Raw genomic sequence first — 26,456 nt, 5'->3', positions numbered from 1 at the left:
GTGTAAAATATTTGTTAAACTAGATAGTAACAAATATTTTAGTAGTGTTTACTTTAGAAACAATGATTCTATTGCTAGTTTAGAAACATCAATAATTGCATCAATATTTGGTGCAGGAAAGAAGAATACTACTGCTGAACCAATACCACCCCATACAACTAAAGCAGCTAAAAGTGCTACAACATATGTTGAAATTCTTTTATCATTAAAGCCTTCAGTTGCACAAGCAGCATTTGTTGGATAGAAGTACATCATTGCTATTAATCTAAAGTAGTAATAAACTGAAATGATTGTTGCAATAATTGCAATAATTGTTAAAGTCGCATACCCTGCATTGATTGCTTCAGTGAACACATAAAATTTACCTATAAATCCAATTGTTGAAGGAATACCTGCAAGTGAGAATAAAAATATTGTCATAGCAGCTGCCAAGAAAGGTCTTTCATGTGCTAAACCTTTAAAGTCTTCATATGTAACTCTAACTTTTGTTTCAGAGATAATATGAGATATAAGTCCAAATGCTCCAATTGCAGTTAAAAGGTACGAAAGCAGGTAAAACATAATTGCATAAGCACTATCAATATTTTGTCCTAAAGCTATAAATGCTAATAAGATATATCCTGTATGAACAATTGAAGATGCTGCAAGCATTCTTTTTATGATTTTTTGAGTAATAGCAATCCATGTTCCATAAGCAAGTGTAAAGATAATAAGTACATATAAAATTGGATCCCAGAAATTTTGGATTGTTGAGAATGTTTGTAAAAATGCTCTTAAAAATAGTGAGAAAATCGCTATTTTAAATGTAGATGCCATATATGCAGTAACTAACATTGGAGCACCTCTATATACATCTAAAACCCAAGACTGGAATGGGAATGCTGCAATTTTAAATAGGAATGTAAATAATAATAGAGTTAAACCAATATAGATTAGATTTAAATCACTTCCGCTATGAGTTGTAATATATGTAGCTATATCATTTAAGTTTGTTGTTCCACTTACACCATAAATTAATACAGCACCTAGTAGGAAAAATGCACCAATAAATGAACCTAAAACTAAATATTTAAAAATCGCTTCAACTCTTTTACCATCTTCACTGTGAAACCCAACTAGGATATATACAGAAAATGATGCAATCTCTAAGGCAATATATGCAGTGATTAGTTCATTTGCATTTGCAAGTAACATCATCCCAAATAGAGCAAACATTAATACTGAAAAGAATTCACCTTTAAAGTATGAGTGTTCATAAAAGTAATGTTCACCAATTAAAACAGTTAACAGTGTACCAAAAATTAATAGTACACCAAAAAAGTTTGAATAAGTATCAAATACTAAGGCATTGTTAAATATATCATTAAAAGGTTTAGCTGAGTGTAAATCACTAAAGTCAGTAATAGCAAAACCTAATGCTATAATTAAAAATATAGACGTAGTAGTAATGAAATGTTTAATTGTAAACTTCTCATACATACTCATAAACATTAATACAAGAGCACCTACAAGTACTATTATATGTGGTACTAGATATAAGAATTCAGTCATTATTTCATCGCTCCAATCTTTAATATATCATTTAAAAAGTGAGTTACTGTTGGCTCAAACTTATCAATGAATGGTTCTGGGTAAATACCCATTAAAAATACTAGGATAACCCATGGAGTTAAACCAATAATTTCTTTGATTTTAAGATCTCTCATAGTTCTTTGTTCACCTTGTCTATCTTGTAAAATAGCTCTTTGGAACATCCATAACATATATGAAGCACCAATGATTACAGTAAGTGCAGAGATATAACCTAAAGTATGATTAAATTGATAAATTCCAAAAATAATTAATAATTCAGAAACGAATCCATTTGTTCCTGGTAACCCTACATTTGCAAATAACATAATTGCAAAAATAAAAGTAAATACAGGAGCAACTTTCGCTATTCCACCAAGGTCACTAATTGTTTTAAATTTTGATTCATCATGTAAAACACCAACAAGTAAAAATAGAGCACCTGTTGCTATTGCATGTGCAATAATTAAATATAGTGCACCATTGATACCATATGAATTTAATGAAAAGATACCAGCAGCTATAAAACTTAAGTGAGATGCTGATGAGTAAGCAAACATTCTTTTAATATCATCTTGCATAAGTGCAGCAATACCAAAATAGATTAAACCAAATAATCCAATAAATACAAACCAAGTTGAATACTCAATATAAATTTCAGGGAAAATTGGAATCATAAATCTAACGATTGCATAAACTCCAAGTTTTGCCATGATAGAAGATAATAAGAAAACGGCACCAGTAGGGGCATTTTTATATGTATCCATGATCCACGTATGTAGTGGGAAAATTGGAATCTTAATACCAAAGGCAATAACAAATGATAAGAACAGATATACTTGCTCGTTATATGATAAAGTTGTGATTTTTGTAAAGTCTGTATATTGAAAAGACCAAAAACCAAACTCATTAAAAAATGTAACACCAAGATATAAAATACCTAAGAACATCAATAATGACCCAGCCATTGTATAAATAGTAACTTTAATAGTTGTAAATACTTTATCTCCAAACCCATTAATACCAATCATCAAGAATACTGGCAATAACATAACTTCCCAGAAGAAGTAGAAAAGGATTACATCTAAAGATAATAATGCACCTGTAACACCTGTTTGTACAAGTAGCATATTTATCCAATAACCTTTTGTTCTACCTTCCCATAATAAAAGGTAAGAAGTAGGAATCAAAATAGCAATAAGCATCAAAATAGTTAAAGAGAAACCATCAACACCAATATAGTAATTAATACCATAAGTTTCAATCCAAGGAACGTTAGTAACGAACTGCATACCTGAACTTGGTTCAAAATTGATATAGATTTTTAATACTAAAGCTAAAATAACTGTAGTAGTTAAAAATGCTATATTTCTAACTGACTCAACATTTGATGATGTAATCATCAAACCAAAGGCAACAACTGCTGGTAAAAATATAATAAATGATAAACTTTCTGCACTCATACTACAATCCTAACGAAATAAATAAATAAATGAAGATTGCACTCATACCTACAAGCATGAATAGACCATAAAATCTTACATTTGCATTTTGAAGTCTTCCAACTACTTTACCAAAGTTAATAAATTGGTTACAACTTCCCATGATGAAGCTATCAATGATTTTTTCATCTACAACTTTATCAATAAAAGTTGATAATTTTTTAGTTGACTGAACAAAAACTTTGTTATAAAATTCATCAACATAGAATTTATTAGCAATAAGTCCTTCTTCACTTTCAGGTTTTGAAACATCAAAGTGTGCATATTTGTTATATGCAGCTCCAATTCCTGATGCTGCAATAATAACTGACAGTGCCATTAACACATACTCTGTTGTATGACTCATATGTAACTCTTTTGAGTTAAGTTGAGCCAACCAAGTATCAACCATATGATGACCACCTAATGCTCCTGGTAAGTTTAAGAAACCAGCGCCAATTGCACCAATTGATAAAATCAAAAGTGGTAGTGTAATTGTTTTTGATGTGTAAACATAGTCTGTTTTGGCATGGTTGTTTGGAGCAACAAATAGAATAAAATACATTCTAAACATATAAAATGCTGTTAAAAATGCTGTGAACATCCCAATTCCCCAAATAATATATTGACCTTCATGAAAAGCTGCACCTAATATTGCATCTTTTGAAAAGAATCCAGAAAATGGAGGAATACCAGAGATTGCAATAACACCAACTAACATACAAAATCCAATTATAGGAGTACTAACTCTGTGCTGTGCCATTTTGAAAATGTTTTGCTCATGGTGTTGAGCCATAATCATACCACCAGCTGCCATGAATAGCATTGCCTTAAAGAATGCATGAGTAAATACGTGGAATAGTCCAGTTGAATAAAAACCTAAACCAACACCTATAAACATATATCCTAATTGTGACATAGTTGAATATGCAAGAATCTTTTTAATATCTTGTTGTTGTGTTGCAATAATTGCAGCTAGAAGTGCTGAAAATGCACCAATATAAGCAATAAATGTACCAATACCTTCTATTCCCTCATAAAGAAAATGAAATCTAGCAACCATATAAACCCCAGCTGTTACCATAGTAGCTGCGTGAATAAGTGCTGAAATTGGCGTAGGACCTGCCATCGCATCTGGAAGCCATGTATATAATGGAATTTGTGCTGATTTACCCATAGCTCCAACAAATAGTAAGAAACCAGAAAGAATAAGCAGTTCAGTTGAGGCATTATCTAAGTTTGCTTCAATTGAACCAAATGATAAGTTACCTTGTCCAATTGCAAAAAATAGTGTAATAACACCTAATATAAAACCAAAATCACCAACTCTATTTACAATAAATGCTTTATTTGCTGCAAGAACATTTTCTTTATCACCATAATAAAATTTAATTAAAAGGTATGAACAAACTCCAACACCTTCCCATCCTATAAATAATATAATTGGGTTGTCTGCTAAAACTAATATTAACATTGATGCTAAGAATAGATTGAAGTAAGCAAAAAATTTACCAAAACCTTCATCCTTATGCATATAACCAACAGCATAAATATGAATTAAAGAACCAACAAAAGTTACAAACATAGCCATAAAAATAGATAAGTTATCACCTAAAAGTTTCATCTCAATTGTTAATTGGTCAACTTCTAACCAAGTAAATATATTTTGATGGTAAATAGTTCCATGTTTAACCATATCTAAAAAGATAATTAAGGTAAAGATAAAACCAATAATAGGAGCGATTGTCCCAGTTAAAGAAAATAGTCTTTGTGGTAAAGCTCTTTTTTTAATATTGTAGAAATAAAATCCACCATTTAATATAGCACCTAATAATGGAGCTAATATTATCCATACTAAAAGATCTGTATGCATTATTTTTCTCCTTGTTTTAGTGCTGTAAATAAATCAGTATCTAATGATTTTTTTGTTCTAAATAATAAAATTATTACTGATAAGAAAATAGCAGCCTCTGCTGCAGCAATTGCTATAACCATTACTGTAATTACTTGAGGATCCATATTGAAATGGTATCTTGCAAAAGTAACTAAAAATAGATTTATTCCATTTAACATTAATTCAATTGACATATAAATTACAAAAATATTTCTTCTTGCAACTACTCCAATTGCACCAATTGAAAAAAGCATCATTGAAACAAATGCATAAGATGTTAGTGATATCATGATTGGGTTCCTCTAGGTTTTTTCTTTTTAGCTAACACAACTGCACCAACTAATGCAACTAAAAGTAGTATTGAAATTAACTCAAATGAGATTAACCAGTTTTGGTATAAAAGCATACCCACTTCTTTTATGCCACCAAAATTAGTCTCTATAATACTCAAGTCTTTTTGCGGTAGAGCAGAAACAGCTTTTAAGATTACTATATTAAGAGGTAACATAACTATTGCACCAATAATAATATTTTTATACTTTTTAGGCTCATGTGGCATATCATGTTCATCGATATTAAGAAACATAAGGATAAATAGTAGAAGTGTCATAATTGCACCTGCATAAACTATTATTTGTACCATGAAAAGGAAAGTTGCACTTAATAGTGCAAATAGACCAGATACTGCTAAAATTGAAATTAATAATCCAAGTGCTGCATACATAGGTTGTTTATGTATTAGCATAGTTACACCACCTGCTATTGCCATAAAACTTAAACCAATAAATAAAATATCAATCATCTGATAAATCCTTTGCTCTTTCGTTATTCATTAAATATTTTTTATCTACTAAGAACTCTTCTCTTGAACTTCCCGTAAAACTAAAAATACCTGTATCCATTCTAATTGCATCACATGGGCAAGCTTCAACACAGTATCCACAATATACACACTCTAAAAGGTCTATTTTAAACTCTTTAGGTCTCTTTTCTGCTTTTCCATCAAATCTCTCTTCTGCGTCAATAAAGATACACTCAGCAGGACATGCAGTTGCACACATATAACATGCAACACATTTTTCTGATTCATCTTCCCACTTAGTAAGTCTATGAACTCCTCTGTATCTCTCATTTGTTGCAACATCAGTTGGATTTTCTTCTGGGTACTGAATTGTTTTCAGATTTGATACATCTTTTAAGTTTTTTGTAAAGTGCCCAAAAGTTGTTTTCATACCACCCATAATAGCTGGTATAAAAAGCTTATCTTTAAAAGTTTGACCTTGTCTTTTTATTATTTTAATACCCATTTTACATTCCTGTCAATACTATAACTGAAGCAGTTATAACAATATTTAATAGTGATAGTGGTAGTAAAATTTTCCATCCTAACATTTGTAGTTGGTCATATCTAAATCTTAATAAAGTCCATCTAACCCACATAAATACAAATACCATCATAAGAAATTTTACTAAGAAAGTTACTACTTGGATTACAGCAACTGCAATACTTGAGCCATTTTCTCCTAAACCTGTAGCTAACAAGGCACCTAAAGCTAAAAATGAAACTATACCAATAGTCCAAAATGCTTTTACTAAGATTCCTGTCTCTTTTGATCTTGAGTCACTTTTATCAGCCCAGTCATTATTCTTTTTAATCCATTTAGTAAATATATAAATCTTGATAGGTAATAAAGCCATAAGTACAATAATTACAATATCAATATTTGCTTTTAATGTTTGTGTATCTAACCAAGGGATTTGATATCCACCAAAGAATAGTGTAACAATAATAGCTGATGCACCAGCCATAGCTGCGAATTCTGATACTTGAAAAAGTCCAAATCTCATCGCACTATATTCCGTATGATAACCTGCAACAATTTCTGACTCACCCTCTGCAATATCAAAAGGAGTTCTATTTGTCTCTGCAAAAGCACAAACAATAAAAATTACAGCTGCAAGAGGTTGCATAAGTAGACCCCATGAAGGAATTATTCCAAAGAAAGTTCCACCTTGAAAATGTACAATCTCATTTAAGTGAATTGAACCATAAGTTAATAACATAGATATAAGTGCTAATGCCATTGATGCTTCATAAGATATAACTTGTGCTGAAGCTCTAATAGCACCTAAAAGTCCATATTTACTTCCTGAAGCATAACCACCTAAGATAATCCCATATACAGATAATCCAGCATATGCTAAGAACCACATAATCCCTAGTTGCATTGGCAAGGCTTGCATTGCATGTGATTGACCATCTATTACAACATTGTCCGCAAAAGGAATAACTGCAAATGTTAGAAAGTAACAAACAAATACTATTGAAGGAGCAATAGTAAACATAAATTTATATTTAATATGCCCTGGAGTAAAGTCTTCTTTAAATACAAGTTTTAACATATCTGCTAAACTTTGGATTAAACCACCTAATCTCATTGGTCCAATATGACATCTATTTGGCCCTGATCTATCTTGAATAAATCCAGCTATTCTTCTTTCCCACCATACAAAAACTGGTGTTAGACCAACTGCTAGTACTACAGCTAAAAGAATATTTACTATAATAACAACTATTGATGCTGTATTCATATATTTCCTTTTTCAATCATACTTTTTATAGTTTCAACTATTGATGATATTGTTTTTGCTTGTTTATCTCTATTTATTCCTGAGGCAACTTTTTGTTTTATTCCATCAACATTTATATAAGTTCCACTTTTTTCATAAAATGATGCAATTGGAATTGCAACATCAGATTTTTCAATAGTTTTTGCATGATTTGAAAAACAAGAGATAACTTTTTTACCTGATAATAAATCTAAGTTATTATCAAAGTAGTTATTATCAAAAACTACTACTAGTGATGCTGCATCAAAATAGTTTTTAAATGAAGCTTCATCTTCATCTATATTTGCTTCTTTAAAAGAGGCTCTATTCGCACTTTTATCATTTTTCTTTAGATAATCATCACCAAATGTTTCATCTATATATTGAGGAGAGTATCCAGAGATATTTGCTTTTGTAGCATCTGCAAAAGCTTTTATATTTTGCATCTCTTCTAAACATAAGTTTGGTCCTATTAGAAATAGTGCATTATTGTTTTTTGCAACTTCTGTATATAAAGAAGCTATTGCATTACTTGTAGTATCTTCTTTTTTGTTAACTAAAGCTGTTTCAAATCTATTTTCTTCTTCATTTTTATAAGATAATCTACCATAATCACACATGAAATAACCATTTACTTCTGCATTATTTCTTGGTCTAAATCTAAATATTTTATCATCTTCATACTTCTCTTTTCTATGGTCAACAAAGATATTACAACCCTTTGAACAACCATTACAAATAGCATTGAATGATTCCATAAACCAAACTCTTTGTTTAAATCTAAAGTCTTTTGAAGTTAAAGCACCAACAGGACATAAGTCAACTACATTCATTGCATATGGGTTACTTAAAGGACGTCCAGGAAAAGTACCAATAACTGAATGGTCAGCTCTACTTATAACTCCTAGTTCGTTTGTTCCCACGATATCTGAGCAAAATCTAACACATCTAGTACAAAGAACACATCTCTCTTGGTCTAACATTACATTAGCACCTAAATCTTCTCTTTTTCTAGCATTGTTTTTTTCTTCAACATTTACTCTAGATTCATAGAAACCTGATTCCATATAAAAATCTTGTAGCTTACATTCACCAGCTTGGTCACAGGTAGGACAGTCAATTGGGTGATTAATAAGCTGTAATTCTAAGATATCTCTTCTTACAGCCATTATGTTATCGCTTGTTGTACTAACTACCATTCCGTCTTTTACAGGAGTATCACAGGCAATTTGAGGTCTCTTTTGTCCAGCGATTTCAACCATACACATTCTACAGTTTCCATCTTTCCCCAATGCTTTGTGATAGCAAAAATGAGGAATATGAATTTCTTCATCTAATAATTTATCAATTAAGAGACTTCCCTTTTCTGCCTCCATCTCCTGATCATTGATTATCAGTTTTACCATTTCGCTCATTTTAATAAATCCTCTTCATAGTTTATTGTATTAATTATTTTCCAGTATATAACTGTCTAGGTCTAGCAATTTTAGCTGTTGGATCTTGTTTTAATTCAGACCATTGTGCTAACCAACCTGGTGTTCTACCAATAACAAAGATTGGTGTAAACATTGCAATTGGAATTCTAAGAGCTGTTAAAATTACCCCTGAATAGAAGTCAATATTTGGATATAAACCTCTTTGTTTAAAGTAATCATCACTTAATGCTGCTTCTTCAACTGCTGCTGCGATATCAAGTAATTTAGAATCAAGGTTTAACTCTTCTCTTAATTTATCTTGTAATCCTTTTAATGCTTCAGCTCTTGGATCTCTATTTTTATAAACTCTATGTCCAAATCCCATTAATCTAAATGGATCATTTTTATCTTTTGCTTTAGCAATATATGAAGGTACATTTTTAACATCACCAATCATTTTTAATTGATCCATAACTTTTTCATTTGCACCACCGTGTGCACTTCCCCATAAGGCAGAAATACCAGAAGCAATTGCAACATATGGGTGAGCTTCAGTAGAACCAACATTTCTAACAGTTGTTGTAGAAGCATTTTGCTCATGATCAGCATGTAAAGTAAAGATTGCATCTAGTGCATCAACTTCAACTTGTCTAATCTCATCACTTTTTCCATTTCCAAGGTTTTTCATTTTACCACCTGGATATGCTCTAAGCATATATAAGAAGTTTTCAGTGAAATATTTATCTACATCTGGATAAATAAGTGGCGTACCAATTGAGTTTCTATATGCCATAGCAGCAATTGTTGGCATTTTTGCTAAGATTCTTCTTCTCATCATTTTGAATTGTTCTTCATCTTCTAAATGTAAGTGATCTTTATAAAATGCAGCTAGAGCCATTGTTGCAGCTCCCATTGTTGCCATTGGATGAGCACCATCTGGTAAAGCATCAAAAAGTCTTATAATACCTTCATTTAAAAATGATCTATGTCTAATCTCTAAATCAAAGTTTTTTGAAGCTTGTTCAGTTGGTAGTTGACCTCTCATAAGAAGATAAGATACATCCATAAAAGAGTGTTTACCAGCTAAGTCAGCAATATCATAACCTCTATATCTTAACTCAGAGTTTTCACCATCAATAAATGTAATTTTAGAATCACAAGATGCAGTAGATGTATACCCAGGGTCATACGTAAACATTCCTGTATCTTTATAAAATGATCTAATATCAACTACACTAGGTCCTCTTGTTCCATCAATAACATTATACTCGTAAGTATTACCATTTCTATTATCTGTCAATGTAAATGTATTCTTTCCCATATTCTCTCCTTATATTTCTAGTTTATTTTTGTTTTTTCGATTAATTCAACGAATTCATGTCTATATTTTTGAACAATACTTTTAATAATATCTTTTACAGCTGGTGCAAAAACACAAACAGTTTTACCGTTCATAGTTTCACAAACATCTAAAATAGTATTTAAATCTTCTTCTTTTCCAAGACCTTCTAATAAATCTCTTAAAATTTTATCAATCCAACCTGTACCCTCTCTACACGGTGTACATTGTCCACAAGATTCGTGATGGTAAAATTCTATTAAATTTTTTGCCACATCAACCATAGAAGTACCTTCTGGAATAATCATCATTCCACCTGTCCCTAGCGTTGAACCAATATCCCACATAGATTCATAATCTAAATATGCTTTTTCAACTTCTTCAGCTGTCAAAATTGGACAAGATGCTCCTCCAGGGATTACAGCTTTTAATTTAAGCCCATCTTGCATTCCTCCACCAATTTGTTCTATTACATCAGTCATTTTACAACCATATTGTAATTCATAAACACCTGGATTTTTAACAGGACCACTCATTGCAAATAGCATAGTTCCTGGAGCCTTTTCAGTTCCATATTTTGTATATGATTCATAACCATTTTCAACAATATTAGGAACAGAAGCAATAGTTTCAACATTGTTTACAGTTGCAGGCATATCATAGAACCACTCACACTCTTTACCATGTGGTTTAAGTCTTGGGTGTCCTCTTTTACCTTCAATTGATTCAATAAGTGCAGATTTTTCTCCACAAATATATGCTCCACCACCTCTATGAACTGTAATATTAACTCTAAAGTCATATTTGTTCATAACTTTATCACCAATAATTCCAGCTTCATAAGCTTCATCAATAGCATTGTTTAGTTGGTCAATAAAAAACTTATACTCACCTCTAATATAAATATATGCATCATGTGCACCAATTGCATAACATGAACAGATAATTCCCTCTATTAAAAGATGTGGGTCATATTGGAAAATTTGTCTATCTTTAAAAGTTCCAGGTTCTGACTCATCACCATTACAGATTAAATATCTTGGTCTTTCATCAACAGGAGGCATAAGTTTCCACTTAGGTCCACAAGCAGCTCCACCACCACCTTTTCCTCTTAATCCACTTTTACAAACTTCTTCTGTTACATCATCAGGAGCCATAGTAAAAAGTTTGTCAATAGAAGAGTATCTTCCATTTTTTAACGCAACTTCTAATTTATGTGAATTTGGAATATCAAAGTTCTTACTTACTATTTTTACAATCATATCATTCGCAGCCATTACTTACACTCCTCAATGATTTTTTTAAGTTTGTCAACAGTTAAGTTTTCGTGATAAGTGTGATTTAGTGCAATCATTGGTGCACCTCCACAAGCTCCTTGACACTCAACTTCACTAAGGTGAAATTTACCATCAGCACTTGTTTGCCCTGGTTCGATTCCTAGTGTATCTTTTATGAATTTTTTAAGATTATTTGCTCCCATTACCATACATGATAATGTTTTACATAACTCTATGTGGTATGTTCCAATTGGTTTTAGATTAAACATTGTATAAAATGTTGCAAATTCATAAACTTCAATAGGTTGTTTACCTACTTTATCAGCTACAAATATCATAGCTTCAGGGCTTACCCATCCCTCTTGTTCTTGAACTAGCCATAATGCTGGTAGCATCATTGCATCTATTTTTGGGTATTTTTTAGCTGTAACTTGGAATTTTTCTTCATTTTCTTTTGTATATTGAAATTTTGCCATTATCTATCAAACTCCCCTGCAATAAAGTTCATTGATGCCATTGTAATAACTGCATCAGCTAACATTGAATTTTCTACAATTTTTGCATATGCTGCAAGTGAATAGAAACTAGGTGGTCTACATTTTACTTTATAAGGTGTTCCTGTTCCATCACTTGTAATGTGGAAACCTAACTCACCATTTCCACCTTCAGTAAATCCATAATATTCACCTTTTGGAACTTTAATACCTTCAAATGTAAGTTTAAATTGATTCATTAAACCTTCAATGTTTCCATAAACATCTTTTTTAGCTGGTAAGAATATTCCTGGAGCTCCTACATTAATAGGACCATCTGGCATCTCTTTCATCGCTTGTTCAATGATTCTAATAGATTGTTTCATCTCTTCAAATCTACACATAAATCTATCATAAACATCACCATGAGAACCAACTACAACATCAAAATCGAAGTTTTCATAACCATAGTAAGGCTTATCTTTTCTTAAGTCAAATGCAACTCCAGCAGCTCTTAAGTTTGGACCTGTAATTCCAGCACTTAAAGCAAAATCTGCATTTATAACACCAACATCTTGTGTTCTATCTTGGAAGATTCTATTTCTTTCAACTAATGATAAAGCATCATCAATTGCTTTTTCTACATCTCTTAAAACTTCATTTAAGTCAGCTTCAAAACCATCATATAAATCAAACTCTAAACCACCAATTCTTGTATAAGAGTTAGTTAATCTAGCACCTGTTAGTTTTGATAAAATATCATAAGCTTTATCTCTTGGAGCAAAAAGATACCAGTAGTTTGTTAAACCACCCATATCAACCATATTTGCTGCATTACAAACAAGGTGGTCAGTTATTCTACTTAATTCTCCAATAACAATTCTTATCATTTTTGCTCTTGGTGTGATATCTATACCTAACATATCTTCAACAGCTTTTGCATATCCAACATTGTTTAATATTGCTGAACAGTAATTAAGTCTATCCGTATATGGAATAACTTGTGAATAGTTATGTGTTTCACATGCTTTTTCAAAACCTCTGTGTAAATAACCAATTTCTGTAACACAGGCAGTGATTGTTTCACCTTCCATTGCAACGAAGTTTCTAATTGTACCATGAGAAGCAGGGTGTGAAGGACCAACATTTAATAACATAAGTTCTTCTAAACTTGTCTCACTATGACCTTTTGATTTTAGTAAAGGAATCATTTCATCCATTAAATCTTCAGTTTCAGTACAAATTTGTCCATCAGTAATATTGTAATCTTTTCTTAATGGATATCCAACAAACTGATGGTGGTTTAGAAGTCTTTTCATATTTGGATGACCAATGAAGTTAATACCATATTGGTCAAAAGTTTCTCGCTCTGCCCAGTTTGCAGCTTCATATAAATCACTAATAGTATCAACATTTAAGTTGTTATCAGCAACATATGCTTTTATAACAATTTGTTTTTTGAAAGTCTTATCTCTTAATATATAGATAAGTGCAAATCTTGAAGGAGTTACATCTGGATATTTCAAGTAATCAATTGCTGTAATATCAAGAAGTAAGTTATAACCTTCTTCATCTTTTAGTTTTTTGATAGTTGACTTAATCTCATTTTGTGAAATTAACATATCTGGTTTAAGCATCAAGGATTCCTTTGAACTCTTTTACTCTATCTACAATAATAGATTCATTTTGAGCTTTTTTCTGTATATTCATAATTGCATCTAGTACAGCTTCAGGTCTTGGTGGACAACCTGAAACATATTCATCAACTGGAATAACTGCATCAATCCCTTGTAAAGTTGTGTAGTTATCATAAAAACCACCAGAACTTGCACATGCTCCCATTGATATAACCCATTTAGGCTCACACATTTGATCATAAATCTTTTTTAATACAGGTGCTTGTTTATATGTAATAGTACCTGCAACAATAAGCAAGTCAGCTTGTCTTGGAGAAAATCTTACAACCTCTGCCCCAAATCTTGATATATCATATTTTGCTGCTGCAACTGACATAAACTCAATCCCACAACATGCTGTACCAAATACCATAGGCCATAAGGAATATGATCTTGCCCAGTTTACTGCTTTGTCAAGTCTTGTTGTGATTATTGAATCACCTAATATTGATTCTGCTCCTAGTCCCATGATAATGCCTTTTTCTTATAGATGTAAATTAAACCTGCAAATAATAATCCCATAAACATAAACATTTCAAATAGTCCTAAGAACCCTAACTCTCTAATATTTACAGCCCATGGAAACATGAAAATTATTTCGACATCAAATAGTACAAATAAAATTGCTACTAAATAGAATTTGATACTAAACCTAAGTTTAGTTCCACCAACTGGGTTACTTACCCCAGATTCATAAACGGTATTTTTTGATTTATCCTCTTTGTTTTGAGGTCCAACAAATTTTGAAAGTATAAATATTGATACAACTACAATACCTATTACAATAAAAATTGTTGCTGACAATAATAGTTCATTTGACATGCTTAATCCATTTCATAATAATATGTAGAATGATTGTACACTAACTTTGTGGCAATTTCTTAAGCATTTGTTACAAAATAAAACCAAAGAGAAAAAAGTGAGAAAAAAGGTAATACTTTATTCTATGAATTTATTTACTTAAAAATACTAATAATTTTATTTAATCCATTTTTAAGTTGTATTTTTGATGTGGCACTATTAAATCTAAAGTAGTTTTTTCCATTTTTTCCAAATGTTAATCCATCATTAAGTGCAATTTTACACTCCTGTAATAGCATCTCTTTTATTTTATTATGAGCTAAGTTATATTCACTAAAATCAAGCCATAATAGGTATGTCGCTTCTGGTCTATGCACTTTTATTTTACTATTTTTATGTAAATACTCTATTGTGAAATCTATATTTGATGAGATGTAGTCTTTTAAGTCGTTTAGCCATACAGTGCCATTTTCATAGGCACTTTGCATCGCAATTAGCCCAAATACATTTACTGAGTTTATAACTCTTTGTTTTATGACTTTATCCAATTTATCTTTTAATTCATTGTTTGAAGTGATACAATATGAAGCATTTAACCCTGCTATATTAAATGTTTTTCCTGAAGAGTTTAGAGTAATTGTACAATTTGATATTTTGTCATTTATTGAAGCAAGTGGTGTAAACTTTTTAAATACTAAGTCGGCATGTATCTCATCACTTATTATAGTAATATTATTTTTAATACATATATTAGCCAACTCTTCTAACTCTTCTTTACTCCAAACTCTTCCAACTGGATTGTGAGGTGAACAAAGTGTTAATATTTTTGTTTTTGGTGTAATGATTGATTTTAAATGTTCTAAATCCATAGTGTAATAACCATCTATTTGTTTTAATGGATTGTATAAAACTTTTCTATTATTAGATTTAATGCATTGAAATAGAGGAAAGTATACGGGAGTTTGTACAATGATTTCATCATCAATATTGCTAAAAGCCTCAACACAAGCTGCATATGCTGGAACAACTCCATTACATAATGATATCCATGACGTATCAATATCCCATGAGTGTTGAGATTTCATCCAGTTTTTTATTGCTTCAAAAATCTCTTTATTTTGTTTCCCATATCCATATACATTATGTGAAGCTCTTTTTTGAATAGCTTCTTGAATAAAAGGAGGTATTTCAAAATCCATGTCTGCCACCCAAAATGGATCCAAGTTGGCATTGCCAAAATAGTGTTCTAAATCATCATACTTAGTGCATGAGCTATTTTTTCTATCAATTATTTTATCAAACATATATAAAACCTCTATTATAAACTATTATTTATTGATAAAATGATATAAGATTTATACTAATTATTTGTTTACTTTAGAGGGAAATATGGAAAAAGCAATAGAGCTACTTAAAAAGAATGATTTATTAAAAGTTATTGATGATGAGTTGGATATATACTTAGAAATACCACACATCGCATATGTAGAGGTTAAAAAAGAGGATTCAAAAGCGATTTTATTTACAAATCCTATTGATAAAAAATCTGGAAAGAAATTTGATATTCCAGTTTTGATGAATGTATTTTGTAATGAAAAAGCAGTAAAACTGTTTATTGGTGATGGAGATAAGATAGGAAGTGAGATAGAAAGCTTACTAAAAATGAAACCACCAACAACATTTAGTGAAAAACTTTCAACTTTTGGAAAACTATTTGCACTAAAAAATACTATTCCTAAAAAAAGTAAAGGAAAAGGTGAGTGCCAACAAGTTATAAAACTAGGAAGTGATGCCAAACTATCTGACTTGCCAGTATTAACAACTTGGGAGCAAGACGGTGGGCCTTTTATTACTATGGGGCAAGTTTATACGACAAGTCTGAATGGTGAACTTAAAAACTTAGGAATGTATAGACTTCAAGTTTATGATGATCATACTTTAGGAATGCATTGGCAAATACACAAAGATAGTAATCATTTTTTCCATGAATATAAAGCTGCAGGTAAAAAAATGCCAGTATCTATTGGAGTTGGCGGTGATCCTATGTATATTTGGTGTGGACAAGCACCTTTGCCAATAGGTATATTTGAACTTATGCTTTATGGTTTTGTAAAAAATAAAAATGCTCAACTTGTAAAATCAATTACAAATGATATTTATGTTCCAAGGGATAATGACTTTATTATAGAAGGTTTTGTAGACCCATCTAAGATGAGAATAGAGGGACCATTTGGAGATCATACTGGTTATTATACCCTTGAAGAAGAGTATCCTTTTATGGAAGTTACAGCAATTACAAGTAAAGCAAAACCAACATTTTTAGCAACAGTTGTTGGTAAACCACCATTAGAAGATAAATATATGGGGCATGCAACTGAAAGAATATTTTTACCTTTACTTAAAACTACAGCTCCTGATTTGATTGATTATTATATGCCTGAAAATGGAGTTTTTCATAATCTTATAATTGCCAAAATCAAAACACTATATCCTGGACATGCAAGTCAAATGATGCATGCGTTTTGGGGAGTAGGGCAAATGAGTTTTGTAAAACATGCGATTTTTGTAAACCATGATGCACCAGAACTTACAAACCATGAAGAGATAACAAAACATATTCTAAATAGAATAGATATAAATGACCTGTTTATCTCAAGGGGTGTAGTTGATGCACTTGACCATTCAAGTCCCAAATTTGCAGTTGGTGGAAAACTAGGTCTTGATTGTACTAGTGATGAAATTAGTGATAGTGGAGTAAAAGTTTTAGGTGATGTTGAGTTATTAACTAAAATGAAAGAGATTTCAAGTGATATTATTAATTTAAAACAATATTTCAAATATACAAAAAATCCAGTTACGATAATAACTGTAAATAAAACTAGGAGTCAAAAATATCTATTTGAAGAGCTTAAACCTCTCTATGAGCACTTAAGAATCTTAATCATAGTAGATGAGGCTAAAAATGATGTGAGCAACCCTTACATGCTTATTTGGAGAGTTTGTAATAATATAGATTCAAATAGAGATATTTTTATAGCAAATGATACTTTAGGTGTTGATGCTACAAATAAGAACTCATATGATAATTTTCAAAGAAGATGGCCTGATGATGTTGATTGTACAAAAAGTGTAATTGATGATTTAAGAGAACGTGGAATATTAGAGTGTTCTGATGAACTTATCTCTAAGTTTCAAATATAAGTTAAAGTAGTCAATCTACTTTAACTGCATTTTTTCCATTTTCTTTTACAAAATACATAGCTTCATCAGCTCTTTTTATAAAACTCTTTTTATCATCATCCTCTTTTAAAGTTGTTACTCCAAAACTACTTGTAATACTGTCTTTTGATTTAAATTTATGTGAAGAAATTATCTCTTTTAGATTTTCAGCAGTTCTTTTTGCATTTTCTGTAGAAGTATCTGGAAGGATTAATAAAAACTCTTCTCCTCCCCATCTTCCAAAGGTATCTGTTGATCTAATATTTTTATTTATTAGTTTAGAAAACTCTTTTAATATATTATCACCTATGGCATGACCTTTTGTATCATTTATTATTTTAAAATCATCAATATCTATAAATATGATAGATAAGGGTGTTTTATATTGTCTTGAAATAGTGATAGAATTTATTAATATCTTAATCATTTTTCTTCTATTATTTAAGTTCGTTAGTTCATCCGTATCTGCTATTTTATGCAGCTCTTTTTCTAACTCTTTTCTTCTTTTCATTTCATTTATTAATTTTATATTATAAAGAACAAAAATAAATAATAGAAGAACTAATACAATTAATATTTTGTAAAATAAAGAGATATTTTCAGTTGTTTCATAATTGAGTATATTATATTTTTCATTGATTTCATTTTTTACTTTTTCATCTATTCTTTGAATAATTTTATTTAAAATAGTTTGTAATACTTTATCTTCTTTATTTAAAATATATTTTAATTCAAATTTCAAACCTGTAACACCTGATATTCTTGTTGAGGTATTATTATTTTCTAAAATATTTAAATTTAATAGTGGTAATAAGTCTATTACGGCATAAACCTTATCATCAGAGAGTAATTTTAAAGCATCACTTGTGGATTCTGTTTTAATTAGCTTAATATTTGGATATTTTTTTTCAAGTTCTTTTAATAGTAAACAATCTTTTCTAATAGCAACTTTTTTATTTTCTAATATACTTGTTGAAGATATATATGTTTTTGATAAATTAGTTGCTATTGCTAAGTCAAAAGTAGCAATTGCTTGAGTGTATAAATAATCACTTGATTTTGGAGTATTTGAGAAGTCAGCTTTAAAATATGCTTGATTTTTATTTAATAAATCTAATGATTCTTCAATATTTGAGTCATTTTTAATTTTTATATCCATATTTGCTTTGCTTTTAAGAGCATCAATATAGTCAAGTTCGATACTAGAAATTCCTAATCCATTGTTAAATGGTGCATTAATTTTAGATAAATATGTGAGAGTATTTCTTTTTAAATAATTCTTTTCAATGGAGCTTAATATTACATCCGAAGGATAAACAATAAAGTTAGATAATTTTTGATTTGCTTGAACATATTTTTGCATAGTATATATGTATTGAATCTCTTCAAGTTTACTCTTTTCTATAAGACCTAACTTATTTTCATCTATTCCAGATAACTTTTTTAAAGAGTTTGCTTCGTAAAAAAGCGCAGAGTAAGTCTTATTTTGAGTATTGTACTTATTCATTATGATTTCAATACTCTCTTCAATATTTAAAAAAGCATATTCCCAGCCCTTTAAAACAGCCTTTTGAAAGTCTTGCACTCTTTTTGGATTGTTCTCTAGTTCAATATTTGAGGTAAATAAAATACCACCATAAAAATCAAAACCATAATCTTTAGGGTTTAAAATATTAAATTTTATATTTCTATTTTTTAGTAAAAAAGGCTCATTTGAGATATATGAACCCATGGCGTCTGTTTTTCCATTAATTAAATCATTTAAATTAAAGCTATGTTGTTGAAAATCAATATGTTCAAGGTTTACACCCCTTGAGGTTATCATTGAATTAATTGCTATTGCTGTTCTTGCATCTGGGGTAAGCATTACTTTTTTATGTAATAAATCCTCAGGTTTTTTTATTGATAAATTAGTTGTTAATAAAATCATAGGAGAGCTTTGAAAAATCGCAGCTAAGGCAACAATACCTTTTCCATTTAGTTTATCAATAATTAAAGAGGACTTTCCAACGGCATAGTTTGCTTTTTGTTCCAAGACTTCATCTATTTGGTCAATACCATATTCAAACTCTTTTATATCTACATCAAGGCCAACTTCATTGAAAAAACCCTTCTCTTTTGCAATATAGTATCCCGCAAATTGGAATTGATTTAGCCAATCAAGTCTTAATGTGATTTTTTCATTTTCTTTAGCATTTAGTGTAAAAATAAATAGATTAATTAATATTAGTTTTAATAACAAGTGTTTCATTTAAAATAATAACATATTTAAAAGTTATTATTCATTAAATATGTAGAAAAGTTATAAAGTTGAAACTTTTTAATTTACACTTATTATTTTTGCTTCATTTATATCTAAAAACAGCTCTTTATTTTTAGATATTTCTTCATCTAAATTGAGTCTTATTTTAATTAGACATTTTGAATCTTTTTCAAAAGATAATATTAACTCTTCATACTCACCACAATAAAGAGTATCTATAATAGTTAACTTGTAATTATTAATATTGTTTGTGATTTTTGTATCATAAATCCTAAGAATATGAGTTTTATTTAAATCTTTGTTTAAATCATCTACAATAAATTTTGGTAAGGTATTAACCTCTCCTAAAAAGTTTGCTATATAAAAACTTTCTGGATTTTTGTATATGTTTTTAGGTGTGTCAAATTGTTCAATTGTTTTATTATGAATTATTCCAATTTTATCAGACATTGAAAGGGCTTCTTTTTGGTCATGTGTTACCAAAATAGCAGATAGTCCTAGCTCTTTAATTAGATTTTTTAGCCATAATTTTGTTTTAGCTCTTAATATGGAGTCAAGGTTAGAAAAAGGCTCATCAAGAAGTAAAACCTTTGGTTCATAGGCAATAACTCTTGCGATTGATACACGCTGTTGTTGACCACCACTTAATTCATGAATTTGTTTATTTTTATGTTCAACTAAATCAAACTGTTTTAGTAGAGTATCAACTCTTCTTTGTTTTTCATTTGTACTTAATTTAAATAGAGCAAACTCAATATTTTCTCTTACATTCAAATGTGGAAATAGCGCATAATCTTGGAAGATATAACCAATATCTTTATTGCAAGTGGTTGAACTATTTATTAAACATGTTTCATTTAGATAAATAGAGCCTTCATATCCATTTTCAAGTGAGGCAATACTTCTTAATATTGTACTTTTCCCACAACCACTAGGTCCTAAGATTGTGACAATTTCTCCTGCTTGTACATCAAATGAGATATTTTTTAATATTTCATTATTTCCAAAAGATATTGAAAAGTCTTTTATACTAATTCCAATCATTAAATTCCTTCTTAATCTTTCATTTTATTTGCTAATATCAAAACTGATATTATTCCAAGAACTACAATAAACATAGCCGGAACACTAGATTCCACAACTTGTGCTTGACCTACTAATTCATGGGATAATACAGCTAAAGTATCAAAATTAAATGGTCTTAATATCATAGTTAAAGGTAACTCTTTTATTACTTCAATAAATACAATAATCAAACTTGCCATAATAGAGTTTTTTATTAGGGGAAGTATCACTTTATAAAAAGTTCTAAAAGAGCCAAGATTCATCGTTTTACACGCATCATCATAGGTTTGAGGTATTTTTGAAAACCCCGATTCATAATTATTTATGGAAATAGCTAAAAACCTAACTACATAACCAAAGATAACAGCCACAACACTTCCTACTAAGAGTATGTCAAGAGTTTGGTTGATAAGTAAAAAGAATGACAGAATCCCAACTGCAACTACAGCCCCTGGAATTGAATACCCTAGTTTAGAAATTTGTGTTAAATAATCAGCTAATTTACTTTTGTGAACTCTTATATTAAAAGTAAAAACAAATGCTAAAAAAGTAATCAAAACAGATGTTGTAACTCCTAAAAAAAGTGTTTGGTAAAAGACAGTTAAAAACTCTTCACTTATTGTTGATTCATATGAAAGATAGAACCAATAACTCATTTGTGTAAAGGGAAGTAAAAAACCTAAGAAAAAAGGAATAAAGCATATTGTAAATGCTAAGACATTTTTGTAGCCTTTTAATTTTTCTTTTGTAATTGGTTTAAAATCTTTTCCAGCACTTCGGTATCTTATGTTTCTTCTTTGATACTTTTCTAAAAAGATTAAAATAAATATAAAAAGCATAAGCATGGATGCAAGTTTTGAAGCATCCTCGACACTTCCTAGTCCAAACCAAGTTCTAAATATACCTGTAACAAAGGTTGAAACTCCATAATAATCCATAACACCAAAATCAGCAACTGCTTCCATAACTGCTAAGATTACACCTGCAACAATGGCCGGTCTTGATATGGGAATAATCACTTTGTAAAATATTTGAAAGTTTGTAAAGCCAAAAGTCTTGGAAGCATCAATAATAGATGATGATTCAGATTTTAAATATGTTTTTGAAATCAAATAAACATATGGATATAAAACCAGTGACATTACTATAATTGCACCTTCTATTGACATAATATCAAAGAAATATACTTCACTTAAATCTTTTCCCATTAAATCTAAGATAAAAGTAGTTACACTTCCTGTTATATCAAACATTCCCCCATAAACATACGAGACTATATATGTAGGAATGGCAAAGGGTAGTATTAGGGCATAATGAAAAAACTTAGAGCCCGTAAAAGTAAAAAGTGAAGTTATATAAGCTGTTGAAAAGCCTATAACTGAAGTTAGTAGTGCAACTCCAAACATAATATATAATGAATTAAAAACATATTCAAATAGTACAGTATCTACAAGATGAGACCAATTATCACTACTTGAAAATATATTTGATAAGAGCAATAAAGCTGGCATTGAAATAAGTAGTGTTAATAAAACACTACTTATTGTTAGTTTATTAAAATAGTTCAATTACTTAAAAAACCTTTCTATTATTTCCATCCGGCTAAGTCGAAGATTTTAACAGCTTTTGCATTGTTTTCACCTAAAGTGTTAATTGAAATAGTATCATCTTCAAAAGTTCCCCATGATTGAACCAATCCTGAAGCTTTTACATCTTTTAATACTGGGTATTCAAAATTTCCTTCTGCAAAAAGTTTTTGAGCATCTGGACTCGCTAAGAATTCTATAAATTTAATAGCATTTTCTTTATTAGGAGAATATTTTGCAACACCAGCACCACTTACATTTACATGTGTTCCACCATTTTCAAATTTTGGAAAAAAGATTTTAACTTTTTTTACAGCATCTGCTTGTGATAAATCTTTATTATCAACCATTTTCCCTACATAGTAAGTATTAACAATTGCAATTTCTCCAATACCATTTGCTATTGCTTTTACTTGATATCTATCATTCCCTTTTGGGTCTTTTGCCATATTAGCAACTATACCTTTCGCCCATTTTAGAGCATATTCTTCTCCATGGTGTGCAATAACGGCTGCTAACAAAGATTGATTGTAAGCATTATTTGAAGATCTAATCATAATTCGACCTTTAAATTTTGGACTTGCTAAATCTTCATATGTTGATAATTCATTTTCTATTCCAGAACCTATTTTATAAACAGTAACTCTTGATCTTTTTGTAAGAGCAAACCATTGGTTATCTTTATCTTTTAGTTTTGCAGGAATATTTTTTTCTAAATATTCTGAATTGATTGACTGTAATAAATCTTTACTTTTAGCTTTATAAAGACCTGCAGCATCAACTGTGATTAAAACATCAGCAGGAGATTTACTTCCCTCAGTTTCTAATCTTTTAACCAATGCATTTGCATCAGCTTTTACAACATTTACTTTTATTCCTGTCTTTTCTTCAAACATTTTAAACAGTTGTTTGTCTGTATCATAGTGTCTATGTGAATAGACATTTACTTCTGCACTTGCAAAGATTGAACTTGCAAGAACTAACATTCCTAATAATAACTTTTTTAACATTTTTTACCTTTCTATATTGATAATTAATATTGATATACTAAAGAAATAAAACTTAATAGCTACTTAATTGTAAGAATGATTATCATTATGTCTTGTTTGTTGATAATAAAATAATTTTACTGTATAATTTTGTAACATTTTTTATTTGATAATAAAGACTAAAAATTGGAACTTGCCAATTAAAAATAAATTAATTTAAAAACAATTTAATAGTGGTTATAATATTTGCCAATAAAATAATCTATTCTAAGTGAATAGTTGAGGATAAATCTTAAATGATACTAATGATTGATAATTATGATTCCTTTACATACAATATTGTGCAATATTGTTTAGAATTGGGAGCTGATTTAAAAGTAATAAGAAATGATGAGTTAAGTGTAGAAGAGATAGAGAAGTTAAACCCAGAAAAAATCATAATCTCTCCAGGTCCTGCAACACCAGATGATGCAGGTGTTTGTTTAGATGTTATCAAATACTTTGCTGATAAAAAACCTATTTTTGGTATTTGTTTAGGTCACCAAAGTATTGCACAAGTATTTGGTGCTAAGGTAGTTAGAGCCAACAATATGATGCATGGTAAAACATCAAAAATAAAAATATCTGAAGATACTGTTTTATTTAATGGTTTACCAAAAGAATTTACACAAACAAGATATCATTCACTTATCGTAGAGAAAGAAAATCTTCCTTCTTGTATAAAAGTTACATCTAGAAGTTTAGATGATGACGAAATAATGTCGCTGGAAATAGAAGGCAAAAAAATCTATGGAGTACAGTTTCATCCAGAGTCAATTATGAGTGAGTATGGATATGAAATGATTAATAACTTTTTAAAAATATGATTACTAAACAAAAACTGTACAACTGTATCTTTGGAGCTATCCTAGCAATATTTTTTGTTGTACTTATTTTTGTTGCCAATACTTTAAGTATTTCATATGATGAAGCCCTAAATGTTTTAGTAAATAAGTCTGTACTTTCTTATATTACAAAAACTACCACCTATATATTTGGTAATAATGATATCTCTATTAGACTTCCTTTTATACTTCTTTATGTATTTAGTGTAATTTTAATCTATTTACTAACAAAAGATTATTTTAAAAAAGAGATAGATAGATTAATAAGTGTACTTATATTTATGTTTTTACCAGGTGTTGTAAGTGCCTCACTACTTATAAATAGTTCTATAGTTGTAATCTTCTGTACCTTGTCTTATCTTTATTATTATAAACTCTATTCAAAACATAATTACTATTTACTGGGATTTTTTTTATTTGTAGATAACTCTTTTGCTATTTTATTTTTAGCTCTATTTTTTTATTCACTTAATAAAAAAGAGAATAGATTATTAATTATCTCATTAGCTTTATTTGGATTATCAATGTATATTTATGGCTTTGATTCAACTGGAAAGCCAAGAAGTTATCTATTAGATACTTTTGGAATATATGCTTCAATATTTTCTCCTTTGATATTTTTATACTTCTTTTATTCCTTATATAGAGTAGGGATAAAAGGAACTCGTTCAATATATTGGTATATTTCAACTACGGCGATGGTGTTTTCTCTTCTTTTATCATTTAGACAAAAAGTATATATTGAAGATTTTGCACCTTATGTAGTAATAGCAATTCCTATCATGTTAAAGTTATTTATGCATTCATTAAGAGTAAGATTACCAGAATTTAGGAAAACACATTACAACATAGTTAAGGTAACTCTATTTTTGCTATTTGTAAATACTTTTTTACTTATATATAATAAGCCTATCTATTTGTTTTTAAACAATCCTCAAAAACATTTTGCTTATGATTATCACTTTGCAAAAGAGGTTGCAGATATTCTAAAAAAGAATAATATAAATAATGTAAAAATTTATGATAAAAAACTTCAAAAAAGATTAGAGTTTTACGGAATTAAAAAAGGAGAAGATTATTTAGTCTCTTTATATAATCCAGCCAACTATGACTATAAATTTACAATTAACTATTTTGAAAAAGAGTTATTAGATATTTATGTGTATAAAATCGAAAAATAAAAAAGCTTTTTTCCTTATTGAGCTTATTTTTATAATTTTACTTATCTCTTTTTTCTCATATATTATACTTCCCAAAAAAATAGAACCAGAGTTTGACACAGCAATTGATAGATTAGTTATATATTTAAATCAAACAAAATTACAAGCTTTAATAGATGATAAATTTTCCTCATCAGATTCTTTATGGCATAAGCAAAGATGGACTTTGAAGTTTTTTAATTGTAGAAAAAGTGTTGGAGGTATTTATTACACTATATATAGTGATACAAATATGACAGGACATCCAAATGCTGACGAAAGTTTAAAAGATCCCTTAAGTAAAAAAAATATTTACTCCTCAAACTCATGTCAAGAGAATAGTTCAAATAGTGAATATGTACTTTTAACTAAAAAATTTGGAATAGAAAATATTAATATATCATGTAATGATACAAGTTCATTAGGACAAATATCTTTTGGTAATGATGGCAATATTTATACAAGACTTAGTAATATAGATAATGATAGCAATGCATATTTACTAGAAAATGATTGTTTAATAGAATTTAAGTCAAAAAATAATGAAACAAAAAATATTAAAATATACGCAAAAACAGGCTTTATAGAAAAACAATAAACAGCAAATCGTAGAACTTTAAAAATTTAAGCCAGAATTAAAGAAAAGCACTTGACAAAGGTAAAAAAACCTATTATAATTCCCGTCCAATTTGAGTGATGGAAGTCACGAAGAGTTG

The 26,456-nt window shown here is 29.5% G+C and carries 23 protein-coding genes; 4 read left to right on the top strand and 19 right to left on the bottom strand.

Going from position 1 to position 26,456, the window contains the following annotated elements:
- Positions 1 to 48: 48 nt before the first annotated feature.
- The 15 genes from Q0617_RS05190 to Q0617_RS05120 form a co-directional block, all read right to left on the bottom strand.
- Complete coding sequence (locus Q0617_RS05190) at positions 49 to 1,551, bottom strand: NADH-quinone oxidoreductase subunit N (RefSeq protein WP_298751239.1); 1,503 nt, start codon at positions 1,549 to 1,551, stop codon at positions 49 to 51.
- Positions 1,551 to 3,032: an NADH-quinone oxidoreductase subunit M gene (locus Q0617_RS05185; protein ID WP_298751237.1), complete on the bottom strand. Its 1,482-nt coding sequence runs from the start codon at positions 3,030 to 3,032 to the stop codon at positions 1,551 to 1,553. Before Q0617_RS05185 ends, Q0617_RS05190 begins: the two co-directional genes overlap by 1 nt.
- Position 3,033: 1 nt before the next feature.
- Positions 3,034 to 4,923 carry an NADH-quinone oxidoreductase subunit L gene (gene nuoL / locus Q0617_RS05180; protein WP_298751235.1) on the bottom strand — a complete coding sequence of 630 codons (1,890 nt, stop codon included), beginning with the start codon at positions 4,921 to 4,923 and terminating at the stop codon, positions 3,034 to 3,036.
- Positions 4,923 to 5,234 carry an NADH-quinone oxidoreductase subunit NuoK gene (gene nuoK, locus Q0617_RS05175; protein ID WP_298751233.1) on the bottom strand — a complete coding sequence of 104 codons (312 nt, stop codon included), beginning with the start codon at positions 5,232 to 5,234 and terminating at the stop codon, positions 4,923 to 4,925. Before nuoK ends, nuoL begins: the two co-directional genes overlap by 1 nt.
- Positions 5,231 to 5,746, bottom strand: coding sequence for an NADH-quinone oxidoreductase subunit J (locus Q0617_RS05170; RefSeq protein ID WP_298751231.1), 516 nt, complete (start codon positions 5,744 to 5,746; stop codon positions 5,231 to 5,233). Before Q0617_RS05170 ends, nuoK begins: the two co-directional genes overlap by 4 nt.
- Positions 5,739 to 6,251, bottom strand: coding sequence for an NADH-quinone oxidoreductase subunit I (locus Q0617_RS05165; protein ID WP_298751229.1), 513 nt, complete (start codon positions 6,249 to 6,251; stop codon positions 5,739 to 5,741). Before Q0617_RS05165 ends, Q0617_RS05170 begins: the two co-directional genes overlap by 8 nt.
- Before the next feature lies 1 nt (position 6,252).
- Entirely contained in the window at positions 6,253 to 7,536 is a 1,284-nt protein-coding gene (locus Q0617_RS05160; protein WP_298751226.1) for a complex I subunit 1 family protein, read from the bottom strand.
- On the bottom strand, positions 7,533 to 8,969 hold the full coding sequence (locus Q0617_RS05155) for a 2Fe-2S iron-sulfur cluster-binding protein (protein ID WP_298751224.1): 1,437 nt from the start codon (positions 8,967 to 8,969) through the stop codon (positions 7,533 to 7,535). Before Q0617_RS05155 ends, Q0617_RS05160 begins: the two co-directional genes overlap by 4 nt.
- Before the next feature lie 34 nt (positions 8,970 to 9,003).
- Positions 9,004 to 10,290 carry a citrate synthase gene (locus tag Q0617_RS05150; RefSeq protein WP_298751222.1) on the bottom strand — a complete coding sequence of 429 codons (1,287 nt, stop codon included), beginning with the start codon at positions 10,288 to 10,290 and terminating at the stop codon, positions 9,004 to 9,006.
- Between the two features lie 17 nt (positions 10,291 to 10,307).
- The gene (gene nuoF / locus Q0617_RS05145) at positions 10,308 to 11,570 is read right to left on the bottom strand and encodes an NADH-quinone oxidoreductase subunit NuoF (RefSeq protein WP_366517900.1); all 1,263 of its coding nucleotides are present in this window, start codon (positions 11,568 to 11,570) and stop codon (positions 10,308 to 10,310) included.
- Positions 11,571 to 11,584: 14 nt separating this feature from the next.
- Positions 11,585 to 12,061, bottom strand: coding sequence for an NAD(P)H-dependent oxidoreductase subunit E (locus tag Q0617_RS05140; protein ID WP_298751218.1), 477 nt, complete (start codon positions 12,059 to 12,061; stop codon positions 11,585 to 11,587).
- The gene (locus tag Q0617_RS05135) at positions 12,061 to 13,695 is read right to left on the bottom strand and encodes an NADH-quinone oxidoreductase subunit D (protein ID WP_298751216.1); all 1,635 of its coding nucleotides are present in this window, start codon (positions 13,693 to 13,695) and stop codon (positions 12,061 to 12,063) included. Before Q0617_RS05135 ends, Q0617_RS05140 begins: the two co-directional genes overlap by 1 nt.
- A complete protein-coding gene (gene nuoB, locus Q0617_RS05130) occupies positions 13,688 to 14,203 on the bottom strand; it encodes an NADH-quinone oxidoreductase subunit NuoB (RefSeq protein WP_298751214.1) in 516 nt (171 codons plus the stop codon). The genes Q0617_RS05135 and nuoB overlap by 8 nt, the downstream gene beginning before the upstream one ends.
- Positions 14,194 to 14,556, bottom strand: a complete 363-nt coding sequence (locus tag Q0617_RS05125; protein WP_298751211.1) for an NADH-quinone oxidoreductase subunit A — start codon at positions 14,554 to 14,556, stop codon at positions 14,194 to 14,196. The genes nuoB and Q0617_RS05125 overlap by 10 nt, the downstream gene beginning before the upstream one ends.
- 134 nt (positions 14,557 to 14,690) lie before the next feature.
- Positions 14,691 to 15,839, bottom strand: coding sequence for a PatB family C-S lyase (locus Q0617_RS05120; protein WP_298751209.1), 1,149 nt, complete (start codon positions 15,837 to 15,839; stop codon positions 14,691 to 14,693).
- An 85-nt stretch (positions 15,840 to 15,924) separates the two neighbouring features.
- Between Q0617_RS05120 and Q0617_RS05115 the strand changes: the two genes are divergently transcribed.
- Positions 15,925 to 17,736, top strand: a complete 1,812-nt coding sequence (locus Q0617_RS05115) for a menaquinone biosynthesis decarboxylase (RefSeq protein WP_298751207.1) — start codon at positions 15,925 to 15,927, stop codon at positions 17,734 to 17,736.
- Positions 17,737 to 17,746: 10 nt separating this feature from the next.
- On the opposite strand, the gene Q0617_RS05110 is transcribed toward Q0617_RS05115, so the two are convergent.
- From Q0617_RS05110 to Q0617_RS05095, 4 genes are all read right to left on the bottom strand, one after another.
- Complete coding sequence (locus tag Q0617_RS05110) at positions 17,747 to 20,005, bottom strand: diguanylate cyclase (RefSeq protein WP_298751205.1); 2,259 nt, start codon at positions 20,003 to 20,005, stop codon at positions 17,747 to 17,749.
- A 69-nt stretch (positions 20,006 to 20,074) separates the two neighbouring features.
- Positions 20,075 to 21,061 (bottom strand): ABC transporter ATP-binding protein, encoded by a 987-nt coding sequence (locus tag Q0617_RS05105; protein WP_298751203.1) that lies wholly within the window; start codon positions 21,059 to 21,061, stop codon positions 20,075 to 20,077.
- Between the two features lie 11 nt (positions 21,062 to 21,072).
- Complete coding sequence (locus Q0617_RS05100) at positions 21,073 to 22,650, bottom strand: iron ABC transporter permease (RefSeq protein WP_298751200.1); 1,578 nt, start codon at positions 22,648 to 22,650, stop codon at positions 21,073 to 21,075.
- 20 nt (positions 22,651 to 22,670) lie between these two features.
- The gene (locus tag Q0617_RS05095; protein ID WP_298751198.1) at positions 22,671 to 23,678 is read right to left on the bottom strand and encodes a Fe(3+) ABC transporter substrate-binding protein; all 1,008 of its coding nucleotides are present in this window, start codon (positions 23,676 to 23,678) and stop codon (positions 22,671 to 22,673) included.
- A gap of 275 nt (positions 23,679 to 23,953) precedes the next feature.
- Between Q0617_RS05095 and Q0617_RS05090 the strand changes: the two genes are divergently transcribed.
- From Q0617_RS05090 to Q0617_RS05080, 3 genes are read left to right on the top strand one after another with little or no spacing between them, the layout of a single operon-like run.
- Positions 23,954 to 24,523 (top strand): aminodeoxychorismate/anthranilate synthase component II, encoded by a 570-nt coding sequence (locus Q0617_RS05090; RefSeq protein ID WP_298751195.1) that lies wholly within the window; start codon positions 23,954 to 23,956, stop codon positions 24,521 to 24,523.
- Entirely contained in the window at positions 24,520 to 25,722 is a 1,203-nt protein-coding gene (locus Q0617_RS05085; protein ID WP_298751193.1) for a glycosyltransferase family 39 protein, read from the top strand. The genes Q0617_RS05090 and Q0617_RS05085 overlap by 4 nt, the downstream gene beginning before the upstream one ends.
- Positions 25,700 to 26,338 carry a type II secretion system protein gene (locus tag Q0617_RS05080; RefSeq protein ID WP_298751191.1) on the top strand — a complete coding sequence of 213 codons (639 nt, stop codon included), beginning with the start codon at positions 25,700 to 25,702 and terminating at the stop codon, positions 26,336 to 26,338. Before Q0617_RS05085 ends, Q0617_RS05080 begins: the two co-directional genes overlap by 23 nt.
- Positions 26,339 to 26,456: the final 118 nt, after the last annotated feature.

The organism is uncultured Arcobacter sp. (assembly GCF_937982575.1).
GTDB lineage: Bacteria > Campylobacterota > Campylobacteria > Campylobacterales > Arcobacteraceae > Arcobacter.
The sequence above is the reverse complement of the archived record's forward strand: the minus strand, read 5'-3'. Positions and strand labels throughout refer to the sequence as shown.